The 22,619-nt window shown below is 70.6% G+C and carries 18 protein-coding genes; 8 read left to right on the top strand and 10 right to left on the bottom strand.

Translation table 11 applies throughout. The annotated features are described in order from the left end of the window. Positions 1–100 precede the first annotated feature (100 nt). From ACVCAG_RS27680 to ACVCAG_RS27660, 5 genes are all read right to left on the bottom strand, one after another. A complete protein-coding gene (locus ACVCAG_RS27680; protein ID WP_440086203.1) occupies positions 101–1,084 on the bottom strand; it encodes a substrate-binding domain-containing protein in 984 nt (327 codons plus the stop codon). A 37-nt stretch (positions 1,085–1,121) separates the two neighbouring features. Continuing rightward, the gene (locus tag ACVCAG_RS27675; protein WP_440086205.1) at positions 1,122–2,177 is read right to left on the bottom strand and encodes an ABC transporter permease subunit; all 1,056 of its coding nucleotides are present in this window, start codon (positions 2,175–2,177) and stop codon (positions 1,122–1,124) included. 94 nt (positions 2,178–2,271) lie between these two features. Next, the gene (locus ACVCAG_RS27670; RefSeq protein ID WP_440086206.1) at positions 2,272–3,918 is read right to left on the bottom strand and encodes an ATP-binding cassette domain-containing protein; all 1,647 of its coding nucleotides are present in this window, start codon (positions 3,916–3,918) and stop codon (positions 2,272–2,274) included. Then, entirely contained in the window at positions 3,915–5,330 is a 1,416-nt protein-coding gene (locus ACVCAG_RS27665; RefSeq protein WP_440086207.1) for an aldehyde dehydrogenase family protein, read from the bottom strand. Before ACVCAG_RS27665 ends, ACVCAG_RS27670 begins: the two co-directional genes overlap by 4 nt. A 63-nt stretch (positions 5,331–5,393) precedes the next feature. Next, positions 5,394–6,176: an IclR family transcriptional regulator domain-containing protein gene (locus tag ACVCAG_RS27660; RefSeq protein WP_440086208.1), complete on the bottom strand. Its 783-nt coding sequence runs from the start codon at positions 6,174–6,176 to the stop codon at positions 5,394–5,396. A gap of 175 nt (positions 6,177–6,351) precedes the next feature. Here ACVCAG_RS27660 and ACVCAG_RS27655 point away from each other — a divergent pair, with 175 nt between their 5' ends. Continuing rightward, positions 6,352–6,891: a DUF4262 domain-containing protein gene (locus ACVCAG_RS27655; protein WP_440086209.1), complete on the top strand. Its 540-nt coding sequence runs from the start codon at positions 6,352–6,354 to the stop codon at positions 6,889–6,891. Between the two features lie 496 nt (positions 6,892–7,387). Continuing rightward, positions 7,388–9,253 (top strand): CASTOR/POLLUX-related putative ion channel, encoded by a 1,866-nt coding sequence (locus ACVCAG_RS27650; RefSeq protein ID WP_440086210.1) that lies wholly within the window; start codon positions 7,388–7,390, stop codon positions 9,251–9,253. Between the two features lie 242 nt (positions 9,254–9,495). Here ACVCAG_RS27650 and ACVCAG_RS27645 read toward each other — a convergent pair whose 3' ends face one another. Beyond that, the gene (locus ACVCAG_RS27645; RefSeq protein WP_440086211.1) at positions 9,496–10,587 is read right to left on the bottom strand and encodes an alanine racemase; all 1,092 of its coding nucleotides are present in this window, start codon (positions 10,585–10,587) and stop codon (positions 9,496–9,498) included. Between the two features lie 281 nt (positions 10,588–10,868). Between ACVCAG_RS27645 and ACVCAG_RS27640 the strand changes: the two genes are divergently transcribed. After that, complete coding sequence (locus ACVCAG_RS27640; protein WP_440086212.1) at positions 10,869–11,075, top strand: VOC family protein; 207 nt, start codon at positions 10,869–10,871, stop codon at positions 11,073–11,075. Positions 11,076–11,100: 25 nt separating this feature from the next. On the opposite strand, the gene ACVCAG_RS27635 is transcribed toward ACVCAG_RS27640, so the two are convergent. From ACVCAG_RS27635 to ACVCAG_RS27625, 3 genes are all read right to left on the bottom strand, one after another. Continuing rightward, entirely contained in the window at positions 11,101–11,640 is a 540-nt protein-coding gene (locus tag ACVCAG_RS27635) for an RICIN domain-containing protein (protein WP_440086213.1), read from the bottom strand. 226 nt (positions 11,641–11,866) lie between these two features. Further along, positions 11,867–14,947 (bottom strand): AAA family ATPase, encoded by a 3,081-nt coding sequence (locus ACVCAG_RS27630; protein WP_440086215.1) that lies wholly within the window; start codon positions 14,945–14,947, stop codon positions 11,867–11,869. A 202-nt stretch (positions 14,948–15,149) separates the two neighbouring features. Continuing rightward, positions 15,150–15,884 carry an SDR family oxidoreductase gene (locus ACVCAG_RS27625; protein WP_440086216.1) on the bottom strand — a complete coding sequence of 245 codons (735 nt, stop codon included), beginning with the start codon at positions 15,882–15,884 and terminating at the stop codon, positions 15,150–15,152. Positions 15,885–15,964: 80 nt separating this feature from the next. On the opposite strand from ACVCAG_RS27625, the gene ACVCAG_RS27620 reads away from it, so the two are divergent. Next, positions 15,965–16,621 (top strand): TetR family transcriptional regulator C-terminal domain-containing protein, encoded by a 657-nt coding sequence (locus ACVCAG_RS27620; RefSeq protein WP_440086218.1) that lies wholly within the window; start codon positions 15,965–15,967, stop codon positions 16,619–16,621. A 13-nt stretch (positions 16,622–16,634) separates the two neighbouring features. On the opposite strand, the gene ACVCAG_RS27615 is transcribed toward ACVCAG_RS27620, so the two are convergent. Then, positions 16,635–18,296, bottom strand: a complete 1,662-nt coding sequence (locus ACVCAG_RS27615; RefSeq protein WP_447190522.1) for an alpha-amylase family protein — start codon at positions 18,294–18,296, stop codon at positions 16,635–16,637. 118 nt (positions 18,297–18,414) lie between these two features. Between ACVCAG_RS27615 and ACVCAG_RS27610 the strand changes: the two genes are divergently transcribed. The 4 genes from ACVCAG_RS27610 to ACVCAG_RS27595 all read left to right on the top strand — a co-directional run bounded on the left by ACVCAG_RS27610 (position 18,415) and on the right by ACVCAG_RS27595 (position 22,219). Beyond that, the gene (locus ACVCAG_RS27610) at positions 18,415–18,801 is read left to right on the top strand and encodes a hypothetical protein (RefSeq protein WP_440086220.1); all 387 of its coding nucleotides are present in this window, start codon (positions 18,415–18,417) and stop codon (positions 18,799–18,801) included. Positions 18,802–18,948: 147 nt separating this feature from the next. After that, complete coding sequence (gene secD / locus ACVCAG_RS27605) at positions 18,949–21,225, top strand: protein translocase subunit SecD (RefSeq protein WP_440086221.1); 2,277 nt, start codon at positions 18,949–18,951, stop codon at positions 21,223–21,225. 177 nt (positions 21,226–21,402) lie between these two features. Then, on the top strand, positions 21,403–21,759 hold the full coding sequence (locus tag ACVCAG_RS27600; RefSeq protein ID WP_440086222.1) for a four-helix bundle copper-binding protein: 357 nt from the start codon (positions 21,403–21,405) through the stop codon (positions 21,757–21,759). Positions 21,760–22,003: 244 nt separating this feature from the next. After that, positions 22,004–22,219: an EF-hand domain-containing protein gene (locus ACVCAG_RS27595; RefSeq protein WP_329086723.1), complete on the top strand. Its 216-nt coding sequence runs from the start codon at positions 22,004–22,006 to the stop codon at positions 22,217–22,219. Positions 22,220–22,619: the final 400 nt, after the last annotated feature.

Genomic DNA, 22,619 nt, shown 5'->3' with positions numbered 1-22,619 from the left:
GGGCGACCACGGGTGGCGTCGCCGACCGCCACCCGGGTGCCGTTCACAACCGGCCGTACTCCACGAGCCGTCCCCCGGACGGCCGCGGACCGGAAAGGGGCTAGAAGCCGCCCTTCGGGTCGAGGTATTCGGCCGCGTTCTCCTTGGTGACCCTCGGGGAGGGCACCACGGTGTCCTTCTCGACCTTGGCCCCGCCCAGGATCTCGACCGCCCGGTCCAGGCCCATGGCGCCGATGATGTCCGCGTCGTTCAGGCCGGTCACCAGGTAGTTGGTCCCGTCGAGGATCGCCTTGAGCGCCTCGGCCTGGCCGTCGACGCCCGCGATGACGATCTGCTCGGCCTTGCCCGCGTCCGCGATGGCGCGCTGCGCGCCCAGGCACATCGCGTCGTTCTCGCAGAACACCGCGACGAGGTCGGGGTTGGTCGCCAGCAGGCCCTCCATCACGGTCAGGCCGCCGTCGGATCCCCAGTTGCCGAAGTCGGGGGCCTCGACGAGCGTGATGCCCGCGGTGCTCGCGAGCACCGACTTCACGCCCTCGGTACGGGCGAGGCCGATGCTGTTGTCGGCGGGACCGCCCTTGATGATCGCGACCTTGCCGCCCTTGGGCAGCTTCTCGGCGAGGAACCGGCCGTTCTGCACGCCGATCGCCTTGTTGTCCGGGCCGATCCAGCTGGTGTACTCGCCGGTCTGGAACTTGCGGTCCACCAAAACCACGGGCTTGTTCGCCGTCTTGGCCGCGTTGAGCGCCGCGGGCGCCGACTCCAGCGGGCCGCCGGAGATGATGATGGCGTCGACGTTCTTGCTCAGCAGGTCCTCGACGTTGGAGGCGAGCTTCGCCGCGTCGCCGTTGGCGTCGGTGCTGATGATCTCGATCTTGCCCTTTTTCTTCGCCTGGGCGGCGATCGCCTTGTCCATGCCGCTGAAGTAGGGGCCGCTCAGCATGAAGTTGGCGACGCCGATCGTGTAGGAGCCGTCGCCGGAGGCGGAGGCGGCGGGCCCGCCCTCACCGGACGAGGAGCAGGAGGCAAGGCTGAGAGCGAGAAGGCCGGTGGCCAGCAGGCCGCTGAATTTTCTGGCGTTCATTTCGGTATACCTCGGGGGGTGTGGTGGAGCGGGTACGTCAGGTGCGCGTCTGGTTGGCACGCTGGACGAGGATGACGGCGATGATGATCAGTCCCTTGAGCACCTGTTGCCAGAAGCTCTGCACGCCGTACAGGTTGAGAAGGTTGTTGATCAGTACGAGGACCAGGACGCCGCCGAAGGTGGCCTTCACGGACCCGCGCCCGCCCGCCAGGCTCGCCCCGCCGATCACGCACGCGGCGATCGCGTCGAGTTCGAAGGCCACCCCGACGCTCGGCTGGGCGATGCCCACCCGGCTGGCCAGGATGACGCCCGCGAGACCGGCGCACGCGCCGCTGATCGTGTAGGCGAGGATCACGTGCCCGCGCACGTCGATGCCCGCGAGCCGGACGGCCTCGGCGTTGCCGCCGATCGCGACGATGGAGCGACCGGCGGGGAAGCGGGTCAGGAACAGGCCGCCCGCGAGGAACACGGCCAGCATGATCACTGTGCTCAGCGGGACGGGGCCGAGCATCGCCGAGCCGAGCGTGAGGAACGCCGGGTCCTCGGGGGTGATCGGCACCTCGGAGTAGACGAACGCCAGGCCCCTGACGGTGGTCAGCGCCGCCAGGGTCACCACGAAGGGCGCCAGCCCGAACCGGGCGACCAGCACGCCGTTGACCAGCCCGAACCCGATCCCGCAGGCGACGCCCACGACCGTCGCCATCGGGATGGGGAGGTCGGAGACGAGACCGGCGGTGATGATGCCGGAGAAGGCCACCACCGACCCGACCGACAGGTCGATGCCGCCGGTGAGGATCACCACGAGCATGCCGTACGCGAGCAGGCCGGTGGTGACCATCTGCTTGAGCAGGTTGGTGAGGTTGGGCGGGGTGAGGAACGTGTCGGAGGTGAGTGCCGCCACCGCGACGAGCGCCACGATGAGCGTGACGAACGCGACCTGCGCGGTGAGGTCCCGGCCCGCCAGGACCAGCCGGGGAAACCTTCCGTGGATCGAGGCCGCCGGACCGGCGGGCGCCGGGCCGGAGGAGGCCTCGGGACTCGGGGTGGTGGGAGCCGCGTCGGTGGACGCGGGCCCCGCCGGCTGCCCGGTCACGCGATCCCCCCGGGCCGGGCGGGCCTCCGGGTGGGCCGGGTCATGTGGTCACTCCGGGCTGGCCGGGTCATGCTGTCCTCCGGGGGTGTGCGGGTCATGCCGTCCGCCCGATCGAGTGGGCGAGGATCTCGTCCTCCGTGGTCCGGTCGGAACGCAGGTCGCCGGTGATGCGCCCCTGGTTCATCACGAGCACCCGGTCGGTGGCGCCGAGCACCTCCGTCAGGTCCGAGGAGATGAGCAGGACGGCGAGGCCCTGCCGGGCGAGGTTGTCGATCATGCGGTAGATGTCGACCCTGGCCGCCATGTCCACACCGCGGGTCGGCTCGTCGAGGATGAGCACGCGCGGCTCGGCCAGCAGCCACTTCGCGAGCACGGCCTTCTGCTGGTTGCCGCCGCTGAGGTTGGCCACCGGCATCGAGGCGCACCCCGAGGGCTGGATGCCCAGCCGGTCGATCATGCCGGCGACGTTCCTGCGCCTGAGGCCCGTGTCGATCAGCGGGCCCCGGGTGGCCGAGTGCAGGGTCGTGAGCGTGATGTTGTCGAGCACGCTCATGCCGAGTACCAGGCCGGTGCGCTTACGGTCCTCGGTGACGAGCGCGAGCCCGGCCGCGATGGCCTCGGCCGGCGTACGGAAGCCGACGGCCCCGGACCGGCCGCGTGCCCGGTCGGCGGACGCGGCCTCGACACCGGACGCGGGCTCGACACCGGACGCGGGCTCGGCGCCGGACCGGGCACCCGCCTCGCCCGCGGACAGGGACTCGGCGCCCGGCCGGGAACGTGGCCGCTCCACGAGCCCGGCACCGGACCGGACGCGCACCTGGCCCGCGGACGCGGGCTCGGCGCCGAAGACGCACCGGGCCAGCTCGCTGCGGCCGGAGCCGACCAGGCCGAACAGCCCGACGATCTCCCCCGAGCGCACGGAGAACGAGACGTCCTCGAACTCGCCCCCGCGAGTGAGCCCGGAGACGCTGAGCCGTACCTCGCCGGGGTCCGCGCGCCGGTCGGGGTAGATCTGTTCGAGGCGGCGGCCCGCCATGAGGCGGATCAGCTCGTTCTCGCCCGTACGGGCGGGTTCGGTCGTCTCGACGATCCTGCCGTCCTTGATCACCACGATCGAGGTGGCGAGCTCCAGGACCTCCGCGAGCCGGTGGGAGACGTAGACGACCAGCACCCCGCGCTCCCGCAACCGCCTGATCAGCGCGAACAGCGACTCGAGGTCGCTTCCGGCCAGCACCGCGGAGGGCTCGTCGAGCACCAGCACCCGCGGCTCGTCCACCAGCGCCTTGGCGATCTCCACCATCTGCTGCCTGGCCACCGTCAGGCGGCCCGCGACGGTACGCGGGTCGATCGCGCCGAAGCCGATGCTCTCCAGCAGCTCCCCGGCGCGGGCGTGCGCCGCCGGCCAGTCGATGAGCCCGCCGCGCTTCCTGGGGAAGTGCCCCATCAGCAGGTTCTCGGTGACCGACAGCTGGGGTACCAGGGTCAGCTCCTGGTAGACCGTGCGGATGCCCCGGGCGTGCGCGTCGTGCGGCGAGCGCAGCTCGACCCGCTCGCCGTCCATCCACATCTCGCCCGCGCTCATGGGCTGGGCACCGGCGAGGATCCTGATCAGGGTCGACTTGCCGGCTCCGTTCGCGCCGACCACGGCGAGGACCTCGCCGGGGTGGCCCACCAGGTCCACCCCGTGCAGCACCTCGACGCCGCCGTAGTCCTTGCGGACGCCCCGGAGCTCCAGGCTCATCCGAACGCCTCCATGACGACGACCGTCTTCTGCCGGGTGAAGTCGAGGACGGTCTCGTGCAGGCCCTCGCGGTAGCCGCCGGTGTCCTTGGTACCGCCGAACGGCAGGTTCTCGGCGCGCAGCGCGGTCGAACCGTTGATGACGACCCCGCCGACGTCGAGGCGCCGCGCGATGGAGAACGCCCGCGAGACGTCCCGGGTGAAGACCGCGGCGTGCAGGCCGTACGGGGACTCGTTGGCCATCCGCACCGCGTCGAGGGGATCGGTGAAGCGGGCGACGGGCGCCACCGGGCCGAAGATCTCCTCGGCGAAGGTGGGGCTGGCGGTGGGCACGTCGACCAGCACGACCGGGTCGACGAACGCGCCGCGCCTGCCGCCTCCGGCGGCGAGCCTGGCCCCCTCCCCGACGAGCCTGCCGACGGCCGCCTCGACCCGCTCGGCGGCCTCCTCGGCGATGAGGGGGCCGACGTCGGTCTCCTCGAGCAGCTGGTCGCCCACGGAGAGCTTGGCCGTCTGGCCGAGCAGCGACTCGACGAAGGCGTCGTGGATGCCGTCCTGGACGTAGACGCGCTTGACCGCGCAGCAGATCTGCCCGTTCCCCCTGGCCAGGCGGCCGAGGACGACGGCTCGGGCGGCCTCCTCGGCGTCGGCGTCGTCGCAGACGATGAGCGCGTCGTTCCCGCCGAGTTCCAGGAAGACCTTCTTCAGGGTCGCGGCCCCGAGGCGGGCGATCTCGCGGCCCGCCGCGGTGCTGCCGGTGAGGCTCACCGCCGCGATCCCGGGGTGCTGAGCCAGCGCCTGGGACACCTGCACGCCTCCGGCGACCAGCTGGTGGGCGTGGGCGGGCGCGCCGGCCCGCTCGACGAGCTCGGCCACCCTGAGCAGGGCGAGCGGGCAGCGGGCGGGCGGCTGGACGACGACGGCGTTGCCCGCGGCGAGGGCCGCGGCGGCCTTGTGCGCGTACAGCTCGACCGGGTAGTTGAACGGGACCAGCGCCGCGACGACGCCGAGGGGCTCGCGCATCGTCACCGCGAGGTGCCGCTCCAGGCCGGGAACGGCGTCGAGCGGGATCTGGCGGCCGAAGAGCCTGGTGGCCTCCCCCGCGTACCCGCGGAAGATCCGGATCGCGGCGTCGACCTCGCCCCGGGTCTGCTGCACGGGCTTGCCGTTCTCGGCGGCGAGCAGCGCGGCGAGATCGTCCCGCTCGGCCTCGATCAGGCCGGCCACCCGGCGCAGGAGGTCCGCGCGCTCGTGGGCGGGCATGGCCGCCATCGCCCGCCGGCCCTCCTGGGCGGTCTCGACGACCGCGGCCACCCGCTCCGCGCTCGCCGCCTCCACCTCCCCGAGCTGCTCGCCGGTGCCGGGGTTACGGACGGTGATGACGGAGGCGTCCGGCGAGGTGAGAGCGGACATTCGTTGCACTTCCTTCCATACAGGCCTTGCGTTGCGAGCTGCGGATCCGTGGAGGGGGCGGGATCAGGCGGGTTTGCGGGTCCTGGGGGCGGCGTAGCCGATGCGGCGGCCGATGTCCGCGGCCATCCCGAGCGCGGCCGGCGCCAGGCGGTGGCAGTCGCCGACGCTGAACCGTCCGGCCGGTGCCGACACGCTGAACGCCCCCACCGGGCGGCCGGAGGCGTTCATGATCGGCAGGCCGATGCAGCGCACCCCCTCCTCGTTCTCCTCGTCGTCGATCGCGAAGCCCTGGTCGCGTACGGTGTCGAGCTCGGCGAGCAGCGCGTCGCCGGTGAGGCTTCTGGGCGTGCGGGGCTCCGCCCGCACGCCCAGGATCTCGGCGCGGCGCGGCTCGTCCAGGAAGGCGAGGACCGCCTTGCCCATCGCGGTGCAGTGCAGCGGTACGCGGCTGCCGATCCGGGAGACCAGGCGCACCGACTTGGCGCTCTCCACCTTGTCGACGTAGACGATGTGGTGGCCGACCGGGACCCCGAGGTGAACGGTCTCCCCGCTGATCTCCACCAGCTCGGCCAGGTACGGCTGGGCCGCGGCGCGGAGCCCGTCCTCCTCCAGGTAGCGCCCGGCGAGGGTGATGAGGGTGACCCCGAGCCGGAAGGCCCCGGTGGCGTCCCGCTCCAGAACGCCCAGTTCCAGCAGCGAGATGGCGTAGCGGTGGGCGGTGCTGACGGCGACGCCGGTATGCGCCGCGAGTTCGCCCAGGGTCATTCCGGACTGACCGCTTCCGGACACGGCACTGATCAGCTCAAATGCCTTGTCGACGCTTGATGATTTCCTACCGCTTTTCATTCGAGTTACTCGAATCTATTTTCAGATATTTGTAAGATTTTTGCGATAGTTACATCGGCGATAACCACTGTCAACCCTCGCGCACAAATAGTCCCCGCCCGGGGTGAGGCCGGAGCAGGGCAGGCACGGTCGGACTTGTAGGCATGAACGACCACAAAGCACTACGATCAGGCATATGTTCGACCAGAGCGCGTGTCACTGTCTGCTGTGCGTCGAGCAGGAGGTGGAACTCGACGAGGCCGGCCTCAGGACGATGCGAAGTGTCCGGGATCGCGGGTGGGCGGTCGTCATGGTCCCGGAGGACGAGGACGGGCCGGGCTGGGCGTTCACCGTCGGGCTGTGGCACACGCTCCGCTCCCCCGAGGTGGCCATGTTCGGTCTCCGCGTGGACGTGATGGGCAACTGCCTCGACACCCTGGCCGACGAGGTCGCCGCCGGGCGTCACCTGGTCGAGGCCCGGGAGCGGGACGACGTGATCAGGAACTACCCGGTCGTCGCGAGAACGGTGGACACGAGCTGGTACCGGTCGCTGTTCGGCACGGCACTGCACTTCTACCGGCGGCCCCCGCTGTCCTTCATGGAGATCGTCTGGCCGGACGCCGCGGGCCGCTTCCCCTGGAACGACGGCTGTGCCCCGCGACTCCGCGAGCTCCAGCCCGCGCTGTGGATCCCGAAGGACGACCACGCCCCGGGCCCCTGGACCAAACTTCCCTGACGAACCCGGGCCCGCGACCGGAGACCCGACCGGGACGGAGACACGCCATCGGCACCGGCCGGGCCTCCGGAGATCGCGACGGGCACCGGCTCCGGCGTTGCGGCGAACCGAAAACCGGATAAACGGCTAAATAACCCGACTCACCTGTTTCATGTGGTTTTCTGGCGACTCAGGGCCTTATTCCGGGAGTCGCCCGCATAAAGGCCCTTGGCCATTTCCTCACGGCGCTTCCGGGCCCTTCCCGAGGACGAAGGACGCGATCTCGGGGAAGGGCCCGGGAACGGCCCTGAGAACCGCCCCGCCGCGGGGCCGTCGCGGCTCGCGCACCTCGCCCGTCCCCGGCCCATGAGGGTTTCCCGGCCCACGAGGTTTCCCGGCCCGCGCGGCGCCGGGCGCCCGTACCGGCGACCTCCGGCGCGTTCACCCGACCCCCACTCGGCGACCTGTAATTTTTGTACAATTGTCGACTGTGCTTTACCTATGGGGGAGGAATTCCGTGCCAAGGGCGACGTTTCGAGAACGCTTGCGTTACTGGTTCGACAACACCATGTCCCGGGGCACGCCCGCGCTGATCGGATGGCTCGCCCTCGTCTCTCTCGGCCTCATCCTGCTGGTCACGACGCTGAGTCTGTGGCTGACCCCGCACGAGGCCGCGAAGCACCACGGCGCCCCGGGCATGCTGTGGATGACGCTGATGCGCGCGCTGAGCCCGGGGAAGGTGGCCAGCGACACCGGCAGCGCGCCGTTCGTCGCCCTGATGTTCGTCGCGTCGCTGGGCGGGCTCTTCATCGTCAGCGCCCTGGTCGGCATCCTCTCCAACGACCTCAAGAGCAGGTTCGAGGAGCTGCGCAAGGGCAGGTCCCGGATCATCGAGACCGGCCACATCGTGGTCCTGGGCTGGTCGGAGCAGGTCTTCACGATCGTCAGCGAGCTGGTCCAGGCGCACGCGAGCGACCGCAGGTCGGTCATCACGATCCTCGCCGACAAGGACAAGATCGCCATGGAGGACGAGATCCGGCAGTTCGCGGGCGAGACCGGCAGGACCAGGCTGGTCTGCCGGACCGGGCGGCCCACCGAACCGACCGACCTCGACCTGATGAACCTCGCCGGGGCCCGCTCGGTGGTCGTCCTCTCCCCGCAGGGCGAGGACCCCGACGCGCACGTCATCAAGACGCTGCTCGCCCTGGCCAAACGGCCCGGCAGCCACCCGCCGGTGGTGGCCGCCATCGCCGAGAGCTCCAACATGGCCGCCGCGCGTCTCGCGGGCGGTCCCGGCGTCCACCTCGTCGACTCCGACGACACCGCCTCCCGGCTCATCGTGCAGTCATCGCGGCAGTCGGGCATGTCCGTGGTCTGCATGGACCTGCTCGACTTCGGCGACGGGGAGATCTACCTGCGCTCCGACCCCGACTTCACCGGCATGACGTACGGCGAGGTGCTCCCGGCGTACCAGACCGCCACGGTGATCGGGCTGCGCCAGGCCGGGAAGGTCATGCTGAACCCGCCCATGAGCACCGTGATCGCCGACTCCGACGAGATCATCGTGATCGCCAACGACGACTCGATGATCCACCTGGCCGCCGGCATGCCCTCGGCCCGCGAGGAGTCGATCGTCATGGTCGAGCACACCAGACCGGGCCCCGAGCGCACCCTGGTCCTCAACTGGAACGGCCGGGGCCGCCGGGTCGTCCGCTATCTCGACGGCTACGTCGCGCCGGGTTCGGTCCTGGACATCGCCTCCGACCACCCCGACGCGGCGACCGGCTTCGAGGGATTGTCCAACCTGACGGTCAACGTCAAGGAGTGCGACACCTCCGACCGTTACGCGCTGGAGTCGCTCGGCCTGGGCCTGTACCAGCACGTGATCGTGCTCTCCGACGACCGCTACAGCCCCGGCCACGCCGACACGCGCACCCTGACGACCCTGCTCCAGTTGCGCGACATGCAGTCCTCGCTCGGCGAGCGCTACTCCATCGTCAGCGAGATGCACGACGAGAACAACCGGAGCCTGGCCGAGGTCACCAAGGCCGACGACATCGTGATCAGCGACACGGTGATCGGCCTGCTGCTGGCCCAGCTCGCCGAGAACCGGCACCTGGCCGAGGTGTTCGGCCAGCTCTTCGACTCGGGGGGTTCGGAGGTCTACCCGCGCCCGGCGGAGCGGTACGTCCGCCCCGGGGCGCCGGTCGACTTCGCCTCGGTGATCGAGTCGGCCCGGCGCCGCGGCGAGACCGCGATCGGCTACCGCCTGGCGGACCGCGTGAACGAGGCCCCGCACTTCGGCGTCGTCCTCAACCCGGACAAGTCGCGACCGCTGCGCCTCGGCCCCGGCGACTCGGTGATCGTCCTGGCCGAGCGCTGACCCGCCGGGGCGGGGCCCTGCCGGATCAGGCAGTGATCATGAAAGCGAGCCCGAGCAGCACTACGACGGGGATCACCCAGACCACGGCCTCGATCGCGAACTCCTTGTACACGGTGAGCTTCTCCCTCTGGGTGCTGCCTGACATGAAAACGACGATGCGCAGCATATGCGTATCGGCAGGCGTTCCCGTACCCGGGTCGGGGCCGGCCGGCGGCTTTCTCCGGCTCGGCCTCCGCCGGTTCCTAGCGGCTCAGATAGTGGAAGCTCGGTTTCGGGTGCATCAGGAAGTCGTGGTGGGAGATGTTCCAGGCGTAGGCGCCCGCCATCGTGAACTCCACCAGGTCGCCGGGCTTGAGCGCGATGGGGACCCGGCGGGCCAGGGTGTCCTTGGGAGTGCAGAGCTGGCCGACGATCGTGATCGGCTCACCGGCCTCCGTCATGACCAGGGGCTGGTCGTGGCCCTTGGTGGCGGGGGTGCGGATGTGGTGGGTCCCGCCCGCCACGATCGCGAACAGCTCGCCGTGGACGCGTTTGACGTCGATGACGCGCGTCACGTACCTCCCGCAGTAGACGGTCAGCGAGCGTCCCGGTTCGATCCGGAGCGTCTCCCCGGGACGACGGAGGGCGGCCAGGCCCGAGCCGTAGGCCGTCCAGTCGAAGCGGTCGTCGGGGTCGGCGTAGGAGACGGCCATGCCGCCGCCGAGGTTGATCTCGGTCGCCCCCAGCGTCCGCGCGTAGTCCAGGACGGCCGCCGCCAGCTCCAGCATCCGGGGCGCGTCGAGCCCGCTGGCCAGGTGCGCGTGGATCCCGCGCAGCCGTACGGCACTCTGGGCCTCCAGCAGGGCGACGCATTCGGCGATCCCCGCGGGGTCCATCCCGAACGGTGTGGCGCCGCCGCCCATCGCCAGCGAGGCCCCCGCGATCGGGACGTCCAGGTTGACCCTCAGCAGCACGTCCGCCGAGCGGCCGGACGCGAGCAGGCGGCGCAGCTCGCCGGGGCTCTCGACGTGCAGGCGGGTCACGTCGCCGAACAGCTCGGCGTCCGTCTTGCCCGGCCCGCCCAGCGCGATCGGCGCGTGCGGGAAGTGTTCCCGCACGTGCGCGAGCTCGCCCCCCGAGGCGACCTCGAAGCCGTCGACGTGCGGGGCGAGCGTCCGCATCAGCTCCGGGTCGGGGTTGGCCTTCACCGCGTAGTACAGCTCGACGTCTCCCAGCGCGGCGCGGATGTCCCTGACGTGGGCGCCGAGTTCGACCAGGTCGTAGACGTATGCGGGCAGCGGCCCGGCCAGGAACGACTCCGAGGTCTGCGGCTGCGCCGCGACGGTGGCTGTCACTGCGTTCTCTCCGATCATGGCGGTACGGGACGTCGGGCGGGCGAGAACCGGGTCTCGACGATCAGGGGGCGCGGGGGCATGACCGCGGTCACCTCCTCGTCCACGATCTGATCCGTGTGGTGGACATCCAACACGCTTCACCCGGGCGGTTCGTCGATACGGTGCCGTGTCGGGGAAAGTCGAGGGCGCGGGGAGTAGGGTGCCGCCCGTCGGTACGCGGCCATCCGGGGCGAAGGCCACGAACGCGGCGAGGGCGCGAGGAGCGGCTGAGGGAGCGGAGGGTGGCCGGGCACATCCGGGTGGCGTTCGAGGTGGACGACTCGGCCGCCGTCACCGCCGAGCTGGCCGGGGCCGGGGCGACGGTGGTCGCCGAACCCGTCCGGACCCCGTGGAACTCGCTCAACTCCCGCCTTGAGGGGCCCGCCGGGCTCCAGCTCACGCTCTTCACCGAGCTGGGGGAGGCCGCCGATCCCCAGGGCGCCCGTTAGCCGTTCAGGCCTTCGATCTTGAGGGTCATCGGGTGACGAAGTACCAGAGACGCGCCCGATGGTTGTCGCAGAAGTACTGGTTGGCGTAGACGTTGTTGGTGGTGCCGCCGCCGGCGACGGTGAGGCACTTGTCACTGTTGTAATTGCGGATGTGGTAGTTGGAATCGCCCTTGTCGACGAAGGACCACAGGCGTGACGGATGTGCGTCGCAGTAGTACTGGACGGCGGGGGCGTTCTCGTAGGGGCTGCCGCCGGCGATGGTGAGGCACTTACCGGTGTAGTTGTTCTTGATCCAGTAATGGTTGTTGCCTCTGTCCACGAGATACCAGACACGCGACCCGTGACTGTCGCAGCTGAACTGGACGGCGGGGGCGTTGTCGTTCCGGTCGGCACCGGCGATGGCCAGGCACTTGAAGCTGTTGAAGTTCCTGATCCAGGTGAGGGCCCCCGCCGGCACGGGTGACGCCAGGGCGGCTGAGGCCGCCGGTGCGGACGGCGCCATCCCCGCGGTCGCGACCATCGCCGCCAGGAGCACGCCGACCGTCTTCGTGTAATGCTTCGCCATTGCCATCACTTTCCCTTGGTCGTGGAGACGACAGGAGGAACCGTCACGGGGTCCGTTTCGCCTTCGAAGAGTTCCGGTCCGCGGGGCGCGGTCACCGGATGACTCATTTCACCGGCCGCGCCGGGGCTCCGCCATCGCCGCCGAATAACCGAACGTTTCCGGCACCCGGAGACAGGGGCCGTACCGGCCCCGGAGGGTGGTGGCGATCACGGTCCTGCCATGACGCTCACGGCGTCAGGGCACGGCGCAGTTCCGCGAGCGAGTCGACTCCGAGGACGTCGTGTGCTTCGCGGAGGAGCGTGGTGACCGTGTCCAGGTCGAGGACCATGCTGTAGGCGATCTCGGACTTGGAGTGCCCGTCCGCGGCGAGCCGGGCGATGCGTTGCCGACACGGGTCCAGGGCGTCCACCCGCCGGCGCCGGAGGCGAGGAGCGGACCCGAGCCGCCGCGCGACGGCGTCGCCGAGCGACACGGCGCCGCACTCCTCGGCCAGTGTCAGTGCCTCGGACAGCAGAACGCGGGCATCGTGATCGCTCCGGGTCAGGGCTGTGCCGAGTTCGGCGAGAGCGTGGGCCTGTTCGAGGCGGTGCGGCGTGGGGCGCAAGATCCGGATCGCCTCCTCGAGAAGCTCCGCGGCCGAGTCCGGCTGCAACACGGCGAGGGTCCGCAGGGCTCGCGCACGGGTCAGCTCGCCGCCGAATCGATCCGCTCGCCGCATCCCGACGGTCACGACCTCGCGGGCCTGGTCCGGCGCGGAGTGTCGCAACGCCCGGCCGAGATCGAAGCGCCACAGGCACACGGACGGGTTGAGCAGGCACGCGTTTTCGAGCCACTGCCCGACCCGGCGCAGAGTGGCGGCGGCACCGGCGGTCTGACCGCGCGCGAGTTGAAGGGCGCCCCGAACGGCGTTCGGCACCGGGAGCACCAACGCGTCGGCCAAGGACGTGCCGTACTCGCGGTCGCCGCACACCGCCTGCGCACGATCGACGTCGCCGCGCGCGAGCAATGCCTCGATCAGGGTGCCGGTGGCGAACTGCTCCCCGGGCGTTCCCGGACCGGTGCGGTCGGCCAGGCGCAACGCGATCTCGGCGTCGGCGACCGCGTCAGCGAGTCTTCCCTCCCGCAGGGCCACGTTCGCCACATGGGCGCGGGTGAACGTGAGGTGGGTGCCGCGCCAGCCGTTGCGGCCGAACTCTTCCATCGCCTGCTCGAACAGACGTCCGGCCATCGAGAGGTCGTCGGAGTACAGGTGGACGAATCCGGTCATGGTACCCACCTCCATGCCCTGGTCGAGGTCGGCGAACGACACACCGTTCCGGAGCACGGGCCGGATGGCCTCCGCCGCGGCGGTCCGCGGCTCACCGCGCAGCACCAGGCTCCATGCGTGCGTGGCGATGAGCAGACGCTCCACGTGGCCGGTGCCGGACAGCGGTGGGGCGGCCCGGTCGAGCAGCAGCATGCGGTCGGGCCGGTGCGGGTCGTCGGCCCACCATGTCGCCCACAACAGCTGCTCTGCCCGCAGGCGGTCACGCAGAGCGTCGTCACGGCAACCGTCCAGTGCCCGGTCGAGGGATCGGACGGCGTCGCCGAGCCGGTTGGCGTAGCCGTACGCCTTGGCGAGCGCGATCGCCGCCTCGACGCCCTGGGCGTCATCGGCGGCCTGCTTGCGGGCGGCGAGCAGTTCGGGGATGGCCGTGGCCACCTCGCCCAGCGCCAGCGCCTGCCCGTAGCGCATTCGTACCTGGCAACGCCGGCCGGGCGGGGGCGGCTCGGCGACCGCGCGCCCGAGGTAGCGGGCCGCCGTGCCCGCCAGGCCGGAGCTCATCGCCTCGGCGGCTGCGGCGGCCAGCCGGTCGACCACCCAGGGATCGCCCGCGGTGTTGACCCGCAGCAGGTGAGCGGCCACCGTCTCGAGGCCGGCATCGGCATGGTGCAGCAGCCTTGCCGCCGCGAGATGGGTGTCGCTGCGCTGCGAGGGGTCGATGGCGTCGTAGACCGCGCTTCGGATGATCGGGTGCCGGAAGTCGACACTGGACCGGTCGGCCAGGATCGCGGCCCTGCAGAGCCGGTCGTATTCGCGCCCACCTTCCTCAGAGGTCAGTCCCGCGAGACGTACGGCCTGGTCAAGCTGGATACCGGGGCCGAGCACGGCGAGCGTTCGGGCCAGCCGCCCCGCCGACGGCCCCAGCATGCTCAGCCGCTCGTTGAGGTGGACCACGACCTGGCGAGGTATGAGACGAGCGACGCGCGTGGCGGACTCGGCCGTCGGCGCGAGCCGGCGCTCGTGGGCCAGGTCGAGCATCCACCGCAGATAGAACGGGTTGCCGCCGCTGTGCCGGTGGAAGGCCGAGCAGAACGTCTCGTCGGGAGGGCCGCTCCGGCGCCCGAGGCTGCGGTCGACGATGGCACGCACGGCGTCCAGGCTGAGCGGCCGGGGCCGGATGATCGAGGTCGCGCGCAGGATGATGCGGGTGAGCGCCGGGGACGTCGTGGGCTCGTCCGGCCGGCAGGCGAGCAACAAAACGACAGGCAGTCCGGCCAGCCTGGCACTGAGGAACTCCAGCCAGTTCAGCGACTCCTCGTCCAGCCAGTGCGCGTCGTCGACGGCCAGCAGCAGCGCGTCGTCGCGTCCGGCAGGGTCGGTGGCGTTGACCAGGAGCCAGTACAGGGCTTCGGTCAAGCCGATCATCGAGCCCCCTCGCCGCGTATGCGGCAGGCCGAGCGGTACCCGCGCGAACGCGGCGGCGCCGGCGAACAGACGCTGCCGATCCTGGCCACTGTGACCGGCCGCCCAGCGGCCGAGCAGTGTTCGGACGCCGCAGAAGGCCATCGTCTGATCGAGTTGATTGCCGCGCACCATCAAGGGAGTGATCCCACGCACGGCGCTTTCCGAGCACACCCGCGCCAGCAGTTCGGACTTGCCGATTCCCGCCGGGCCCTCGACCACGATCGTGGCCCCCGCCCTTCTGCGGACGTCGTCGAGCGACGATGAACAGGAATTCAGATCGTCGTCGCGTTCGAAGATGCCGTTGTCCGCGGCGGTGTGACCAGGCAGTCGCAGTGCTTGCAGAACGTGCTGCTCGTCGAGGGCGACCCTCCCCGCGGCGCGGGCACAGGCCACGCAGCCCGCGACGACCTTCGCGACGAATTCGTCCCGCAGTCGCCGTTTGCCGGCCATCACCTCGGAGAACGTGGCCGCCGCGACCCCGCTACGGCGAGCCAGCGTCGCGTCGGTAGGTCCGCCCACGACCCGCTGTAAGGTGCGCAGCTGGCGCCGAAGATGGTCGTCGGGGTCCGGACGGGCCATTTCCGCTCCTCACGTTCCTTGAACGCGCCGCACGGGACAGGCCACAGCGATCAATTCACTTCCGATCGGCCACAGCCGGAGGAAAAAACATTTTAGCGATTTTCACAGCATGTCACCGGCGCATTTCGTACGGTCCTTCTTCCGAGAGGTCGTGCGAAACTCGGGCCCCGAGGCCCCGAGGTCGCGAGGAGCCGGAGATGGCTCAGAGCACGGAGCCGCCGGTGGCGTCGAGGGTGGTCCCGGTGACCCAGCGGGCGTCGTCGGAGACCACGAAGGCGACCACGTCGGCGACGTCCTCCGGGGCGCCGACCCTGGCGAGGGCGGACTGCCCGGCCGCGAAGCTCTCGGCCTCGGGGTCGCCGCGCAGCCAGCCCGCGTTCATGTCGGTGTCGGTGATGCCCGGCGAGACCGAGTTCACCGTGATCCCGCGCGGACCGAGTTCCTTGGCCAGCGTCCGGTTCAGCACCTCCATCGCCCCCTTGGTCGCGACGTAGGCGGGACTCTGGGGGAAGGCGATCCTGGTCACGCCGGAGCTGATGGTGACGACGCGCCCGCCGTCGCGCAGGAGGGGCAGCGCCCGCTGGATGATGAAGAACGGTGCCCTGACGTTGACGGCGAACATCCTGTCGTAGGCCTCGGGTGTGACCTCCGAGATGCCGCCGGGGACGATGATCCCCGCGTTGTTGACGAGGATGTCGAGCCCGTCCACCTCCTTCTCCAGGGCGGTGAAGAGCGTCTCCACGTCCCCCTCCACACCGAGTTCCGCCCGGACGGGGAACGCCTCTCCCCCGGCCTCGGTGATCGCCGTCACGACCTCCCCTGCCGCCGCCTCGTCCCTGGCGTAGTGGACGGCCACCCGGACCTCCTCGCGCCCGAGCCGCAGGGCGATCGCCCTGCCGATCCCCCTGCTCGCACCCGTCACCAGCGCGGTTCTCACATCGCCTCCCAGATTTTATAGCGATCGCTACAAAATCGAACCGTAGCAGAGTTTTGTAGCGTTCGCTATACAATGCTCCGGTGAGCAGGAAGCGAGCCTTCGACCGCGACACCGTGCTGGAGATAGCGCTGCTGGAGTTCTGGCGGCACGGCTACGAGGCCACCTCCATCGCCTCCCTCACCGCCGCGATGGGCATCCGCCCGCCCAGCCTGTACGCCGCCTTCGGCGACAAGCGGCACCTGTTCGAGGAGGTCGTCGAGCGCTACAGGAGGTACGACTTCTCCGCGCGGGCGCTGGCCGAGGAGCCGACCGCGCGGGCGGCGATCTTCAGGATGCTGCGCGAGGCGGCGGCCAACTACACCGACCCCGGGCACCCGCCGGGCTGCCTGATCTTCAGCGCGGCGGCCAACGTCGGCCCGGAGTCGGCCGACGTGCGGGAGGCGATGCGCGGGATCAGGGAGGGCGCCAAGGCCGCGCTCACGGCGCACATCGCCTCGGACGTGGCGGCGGGCCTGCTCCCCGAGGGCACCGACGCCGAAGCTCTCGCCCTGTTCTACGCGGCCACGATCCAGGGCATGTCCGCCCAGTCCCGCGACGGCGCGACCCGGCGGGATCTGGAACGGATCGCCGAGCTCGCGATGCTCGCCTGGCCGGGGGAACGGGAGGGCACTCCGGACGAGCACCCTCCCGCCCGGCGAGACGCTCCGGACGGGCACCCCGGACGCGGCCGGGAGTGATCCCCGGGCCGGGTCACCCGCTCTTGGCCGAGGTGTCCTCCGGGGCCGCGTCGGGGACGGAGGCGCGGAACCAGCGGGTGCCGTACGGCTCCAGCGTGAACTTCACCCGGCCGTCGGAGGGCAGGTCGATGGTGCCGTCCACCAGCAGGTCGACCAGCGTCTCGCAGCCGTCGAGCTTCTCGAGCACGAGATCCACCTTCGCCTCGCGGTCGGCGAAGTTGTGGACGGCGACCACGGTGCCGCCCTCGGCGTCGGCCCGGTGGGCCAGCACGGCCACGTCACCGGCGTCCAGGATCTCGTACGCGCCCCAGGCCAGTTCGGGCGACTCCCGGTAGCGCTCGATCAGGAGCTTGATCCAGCTGAGCAGCGAGTCGGGGTCGCGGCGCTGGTCGGCGACGTTGACGTTGCGCGGGCCGAACTTGCCGGTGGGCGAGGGGACGTTGGTCTTCGGGTTGGGCGAGAAGCCGCCTCCGGCCGACCACTGCATCGGGACCCGGACCGCCATCCGGCCCTCGGCCTTCAGGTTCTCGCCGAGACCGATCTCCTCGCCGTAGAAGAGCACCGGGGTGCCCGGCAGGGAGAACAGCACGCTGTAGGCCAGCTTGAGCCGCCGCAGGTCGCCGCCGAGCATCGGGGGAAGGCGGCGGCGCAGACCCCGGTCGTACACCTGCATGTTCTTCTCCGGGCCGAAGGCGTCGAAGACCTCGTGCTTCTGCGCCTCGGTGAGCTTGTCCAGGGTCAGCTCGTCGTGGTTGCGGACGAACATCGCCCACTGGGAGTCGTCGGGCGGTTCCGGCCGGTCGTGCAGGGCCTCGGCGAGGGCCTCCGGGTTCTGGCGGGCCATCGACAGGTGGAAGCGCTGCATGGCGATGAAGTCGAAGCACATGGTGACCTCGTCGCCGTTCCCCGCGTCACCGAAGAACTTCATCAGGTCCGGGTAGGGCAGGTTGACCTCGCCCAGCAGGATCGAGGTGCCGTCGCGGCGGTTCATGAAGGCGCGCAGGTCGGCGAGGAACTCGTGCGGGTCGCCGCCGATGCCCTCGATCAGGAACGGCACCGCGTCCACCCGGAAGCCGGACAGGCCGAGTTCCATCCAGAAGCCGAGAACGCGCGCGATCTCGTCGCGGACCTGCGGATTCGCCGTGTTCAGGTCGGGCTGGAACTTGTAGAAGCTGTGGTAGTAGTACTGGCCGGTCTTCTTGTCCAGCTCCCAGAGGCTGTCCTCCTTGTCGGGGAAGACGATCGCCTTGGGGTCGACGGGTCCCGGCTCGTCCTGCCAGACGTACCAGTCGCGCTTGGGAGAGTCGCGGCTGGAGCGGGCCTCCTTGAACCAGGGGTGCTCGTCGGAGGTGTGGTTGACCACCAGGTCGGCGATCACCCGCATGCCGCGGTCCCTGGCGGTGCGCATGAACTCCACGAAGTCGCCAAGGGTGCCCAGCCGGGGGTCGACCGAGTAGAAGTCGCTGATGTCGTAGCCGTCGTCGCGGCTGGGGCTGGGAAAGAACGGCATCAGCCAGATACAGGTCACCCCGAGCCGGTCCAGGTGGTCGATCTGCTGGGTGAGGCCCCGGAAGTCACCGATGCCGTCACCGTTCCCGTCCTTGTAGGTCTCGACGTCCAGGCAGTAGACGACGGCGTTCTTCCACCACAGATCAGCCGTATAGGTGAGTCGCATGCGTGCGCACTACCCTCCCTTGACGTTTTTATGAGACAACCCCGACATTGGGCCGACGCCGGAGAGGTCGGCGAGCCCCCCGGCGCGTTACGGTGGACGGGACGGCCAGGAGGAGATCATGCGACAGCTGAGGCGCGGCGCGCCCTTCGGCTGGCTGCTCGCCCTGCTGCTGCCGCTGCTCGTCTCCGGCGGGTTGAGCGGGGGCGGCGCCACCGTCCTCCTGCGGCACGCCACCGTCACCCAGTCCTCCGGCGAGCACCAGCGGCTCTCTCGCCCGGCCTCCGACAGCGGGCACAGGAACGCCCTCGTCACCGGCCTCTCCGCCACCGGGATCGGCCTGGGGGGCGGGGGCGGCCACCCGCTCGCTACCCCGCCGGCGGACCCGCGGCACCTCTCCCTCACCACCGGCCAGGACTCGCGTCCGGCCCGCGACGACGACACCCGCCCGCTCGCGGCCCTGCTCGTCAGGCCGGGGCGCGCGCCGCCCGCCTCCACCGCCGGCTGAACCGTCCCGGAGCCGCTCCGGGCCTTCGCCGTACCGGAAAACGCCTTTCCCGTGCCTGAAAGCCGCCGTACGCGAAGCACGCCGGCGTCCTGAGACCGGCTCCTCCGGCATGACCCGAGGACAGTTCCCCAGCCTGTGGAGGCTCCCATGTCGCGTGCCCCGGTGGTACGCGCGGTGGCGGCGCTCGCCGTCATCGCCACCTCGCTGTTCATCGCCCTGACCATGTCGCCGCGCCTCGGCCTCGACCTGCGCGGCGGCACCCAGCTCGTCCTGGAGACCAGGGACTCACCGACCGTCAAGGCCGACGCCGCGGCCACCGACCGCACCCTCGAGGTGCTCCGCCGCCGGGCCGACGGCTTGGGCGTGGCGGACGCGCCGCTGGCCCGCTCGGGCGAGCGGCGCATCATCGTGGAGCTGCCCGGCGTGCAGGATCCGACCAAGGCCGCCGAGGTCATCGGCAAGACCGCGCAGCTCACCTTCCACCCGGTCCTCGGCGTCCCCGACCCGGCGGCCGGCACCCGGCCGGGGAAGGGCGAACAGATCCTGCCCGACGAGCGTGGCGGCCCGCTGCACATCGGACCGGCCGCCCTCACCGGTGACGGCGTCAGCGGCGCCGAGGCGGGCATCGACGCCCAGCAGGGCAGCGGCTGGTTCGTCACCGTCGACTTCCGCGACAGCGGGCGCGCGGAGTGGGCCGAGCTGACCGGCCAGGCCGCCTGCAACCCGGCGGGCGACCCCAAACGGCGGGTCGCCATCGTGCTCGACTCCAAGGTGATCGTCTCACCCCAGGTGAACGAGGACGTGGCCTGCGACGTCGGCCTGCCCGGCGCGTCCACCCAGATCACCGGCACCTTCACCTCGGAGGAGGCCGCCGACCTGGCCCTGCTGATCAAGGGCGGCTCGCTGCCGGTACCCGTCGAGATCGTCGAGCAGCGGACCGTCGGCCCGACGCTCGGCGCGGCCGCGATCACGGCCAGCGCCCAGGCCGCGGTGATCGGCGTCGCGCTCACCGCGCTGTTCATCGTCGTGACCTACCGGCTGGTGGGCCTCATCGCCGCCTTCGCCCTGGCCTGCTACGCGCTGATCTCGTACGCGGCGCTGGTGGGGCTCGGCGCCACGCTCACCCTGCCGGGACTGGCCGGCTTCGTCCTGGCGATCGGCATGGCGGTCGACGCCAACGTGCTGGTCTTCGAACGGGCGCGGGAGGAGTACGCGGCGGAGCCGGGGTTGCGGGGCGCGCTGGAGAAGGGCTTCCGCAACGCGTGGAGCGCGGTGGCCGACTCCAACATCACCACGCTGCTCGCCGCCGGACTGCTGTTCTTCCTGGCGTCCGGACCGGTACGCGGTTTCGGCGTCACGCTGAGCATCGGTGTGATCGCCTCGCTGATCACCGCGATGGTCATCACGCGCGTCCTCGCCCAGTGGGCGGTGAGCCTCCAGGCCGTCTCCTCGCGGCCCAGGCTGACCGGCCTGTCCGACATCGGGCGCGTCCGTACCTGGCTGAACGCGCGCAAGCCTGACCTGATGAGCCGCCGCTCGGTGTATTTCCTGGTCACCTGCGTGCTGGTGGCCGCGTCCGTGGCAGGGGTCGCGGTGCGGGGACTCGACTTCGGTGTGGAGTTCACCGGAGGCAGGCTCGTGGAGTACTCCACGAGCACCCCGATGACCGCCGACGCAGCCCGCGAGCTCGTCAGCGACGCCGGGTTCCCCAACGCGGTGGTGCAGTCCTCCGGCGAGGACATCTCCGTACGGGCCGGTCAGATCAGTCCCGCCGACGTGGTGCGGATCGAGAGCGCGCTGGAGAGCGGGGGCGCGTCGGTCACCAAGGAGCGCGACGAGCTCGTCGGGCCGAGCCTCGGGGAGGAACTGCGCCGCAACGCGCTGATCGCGCTGGGGGTCGCGCTCGCCGCGCAACTCGCCTATCTCGCCTTCCGGTTCCGCTGGACGTTCGGGCTGGCGGCGGTGCTGGCCCTGGTGGCCGACGCGGCGATCGTGGTCGGCGCGTTCGCGTGGCTGGACAAGCCGGTGGACGGGGTGTTCCTGGCCGCGATGCTCACCGTGATCGGCTACTCGGTCAACGACAAGGTCGTGGTCTTCGACCGGGTCCGCGAGCTGTGGGGTGCGCGGCCGAAGGCCCCGTTCGCCGAGGTGACGAACACCGCGATCCTGCAGACCGTCCCCCGTACGGTCAACACCGGCCTGGGCGCGCTGTTCATCCTGGCCGCGCTGGCGGTGCTCGGCGGTGACTCGCTGACCGACTTCGCGGTGGCGCTGCTGATCGGGATCGTCGTCGGCACGCTCTCCTCCGCGCTGGTCGCGGCGCCGATCGCGATCGAGCTGGAGCGGCGCAGGCCCACCGCGCCGCCCCGGCCCAAGCGAAGAGGGCCGGCCCCGGCCCGCCAGGGCTCGGGCGCGGTGGTCTGACCGCCTCCGCCTTTCCTACTAACCCTACAAATGATGGGTGAATTTATACACAAAACTATTGCCATCTGGGACTAAAGGCAGAACTCCCCGGCTGGCAAGGGTCCTCGGCAGGGGCACAACACTGTTGCGAGATCTTCGGCCGTTGAAGCAGAACGGTCACGAAAACGGGGAGAAAGCATGAGCCACGCGGTCAAGATGAGCCCTCAGATGCAGAAGAGCATCGATGCGTGCATGGAGAGCCACAGCCGTTGCGAGCAGACCATGACCTACTGCCTCATGCAGGGGGGCCGGCACGCCGACATGGCGATGATGGGCCCGCTCATGGACTGCGCCGACATGACCCGCATGTGCGCGGACATGATGATGCGCCAGTCGCCGATGGCGATGGAGATGGCCGCGATGTGCGCGAAGGTGGCGGGCAAGTGCGCCGAGGCCTGCATGTCCATGGGCGACGACTCCATGATGAAGGAGTGCGCCAACGCGTGCCGGATGTGCGCCGAGGCCTGCCAGTCCATGGTCGGCGCGCGAGCCTGAACGACCGTCCGGCCGGTCTTCGCCGGGCCGTCCACGTCGGCAGAGGGATGGCGTGGACGGGACGCGGGGCGACATGGCGGGACAGAAGGTGAAAGAGGGTGAAAGGGCGCCGCCGATCCGATCGGCGGCGCCCCCGTCATGACCGGAACGACGGGAATCCTCCGCTTTCAACGGGAGACCGCGCCTCGAATCCCGCTAGTGTGCTTGGCGTCTGATTTCCCTGCTGCCGAAGGCGGATGCAATCGTGGCGGACGACTACGCGACGACTTTCAAAATCGTTGATGTTGACGGTGACGGCCTCATCTCGGTTCCCGAGCTGACGAGGCTCATGGAGGTGCTCGGCCAGCCGATCACCCCGGAGGCGGCCGCGGCGGCCGTCGCCAGGATCGACCAGGACAGCGACGGCCTCATCTCCCTGGAGGAGTTCGCCGGATACCTCGCCCAGACCCGGGCGGGCTGACCTTCCGGCCCCGACCCGGACACCTCAGACCGGATCGGCCAGACCGGAGCCGGACACCAGGTTCCGGACCGGCCGGCGAACCGGATCCGATCGGGGCATCCCGCCCGCCCCCTGGGCCGGGCACCCCGATCGGATCCGGTCCAGCCACCCTCACCGCAAACCGACCCCGGCCCCGCCGCCCCCGGCCTCGTTGATCCCGGCCGAAACCCCCTGCCGGGAAAGCCGGCGTGCGCCGCCATTCCCCCTCGCGCACGGCCGGGGCGCCCCCGACCGGCCTCGCTACCGACCTGGTGGCATGTTGACGCGCCATTGACCGCGCAATAACTTTGGGTAGTCATATGAGCGCACAGCGTAGCGAAGGCTCGGATCGACGTGTGAACACCGATGTTCCCGAACGGTC

The organism is Streptosporangium sp. G12, from assembly GCF_052983175.1.
This window is presented reverse-complemented; position numbering and strand designations above follow the sequence as displayed.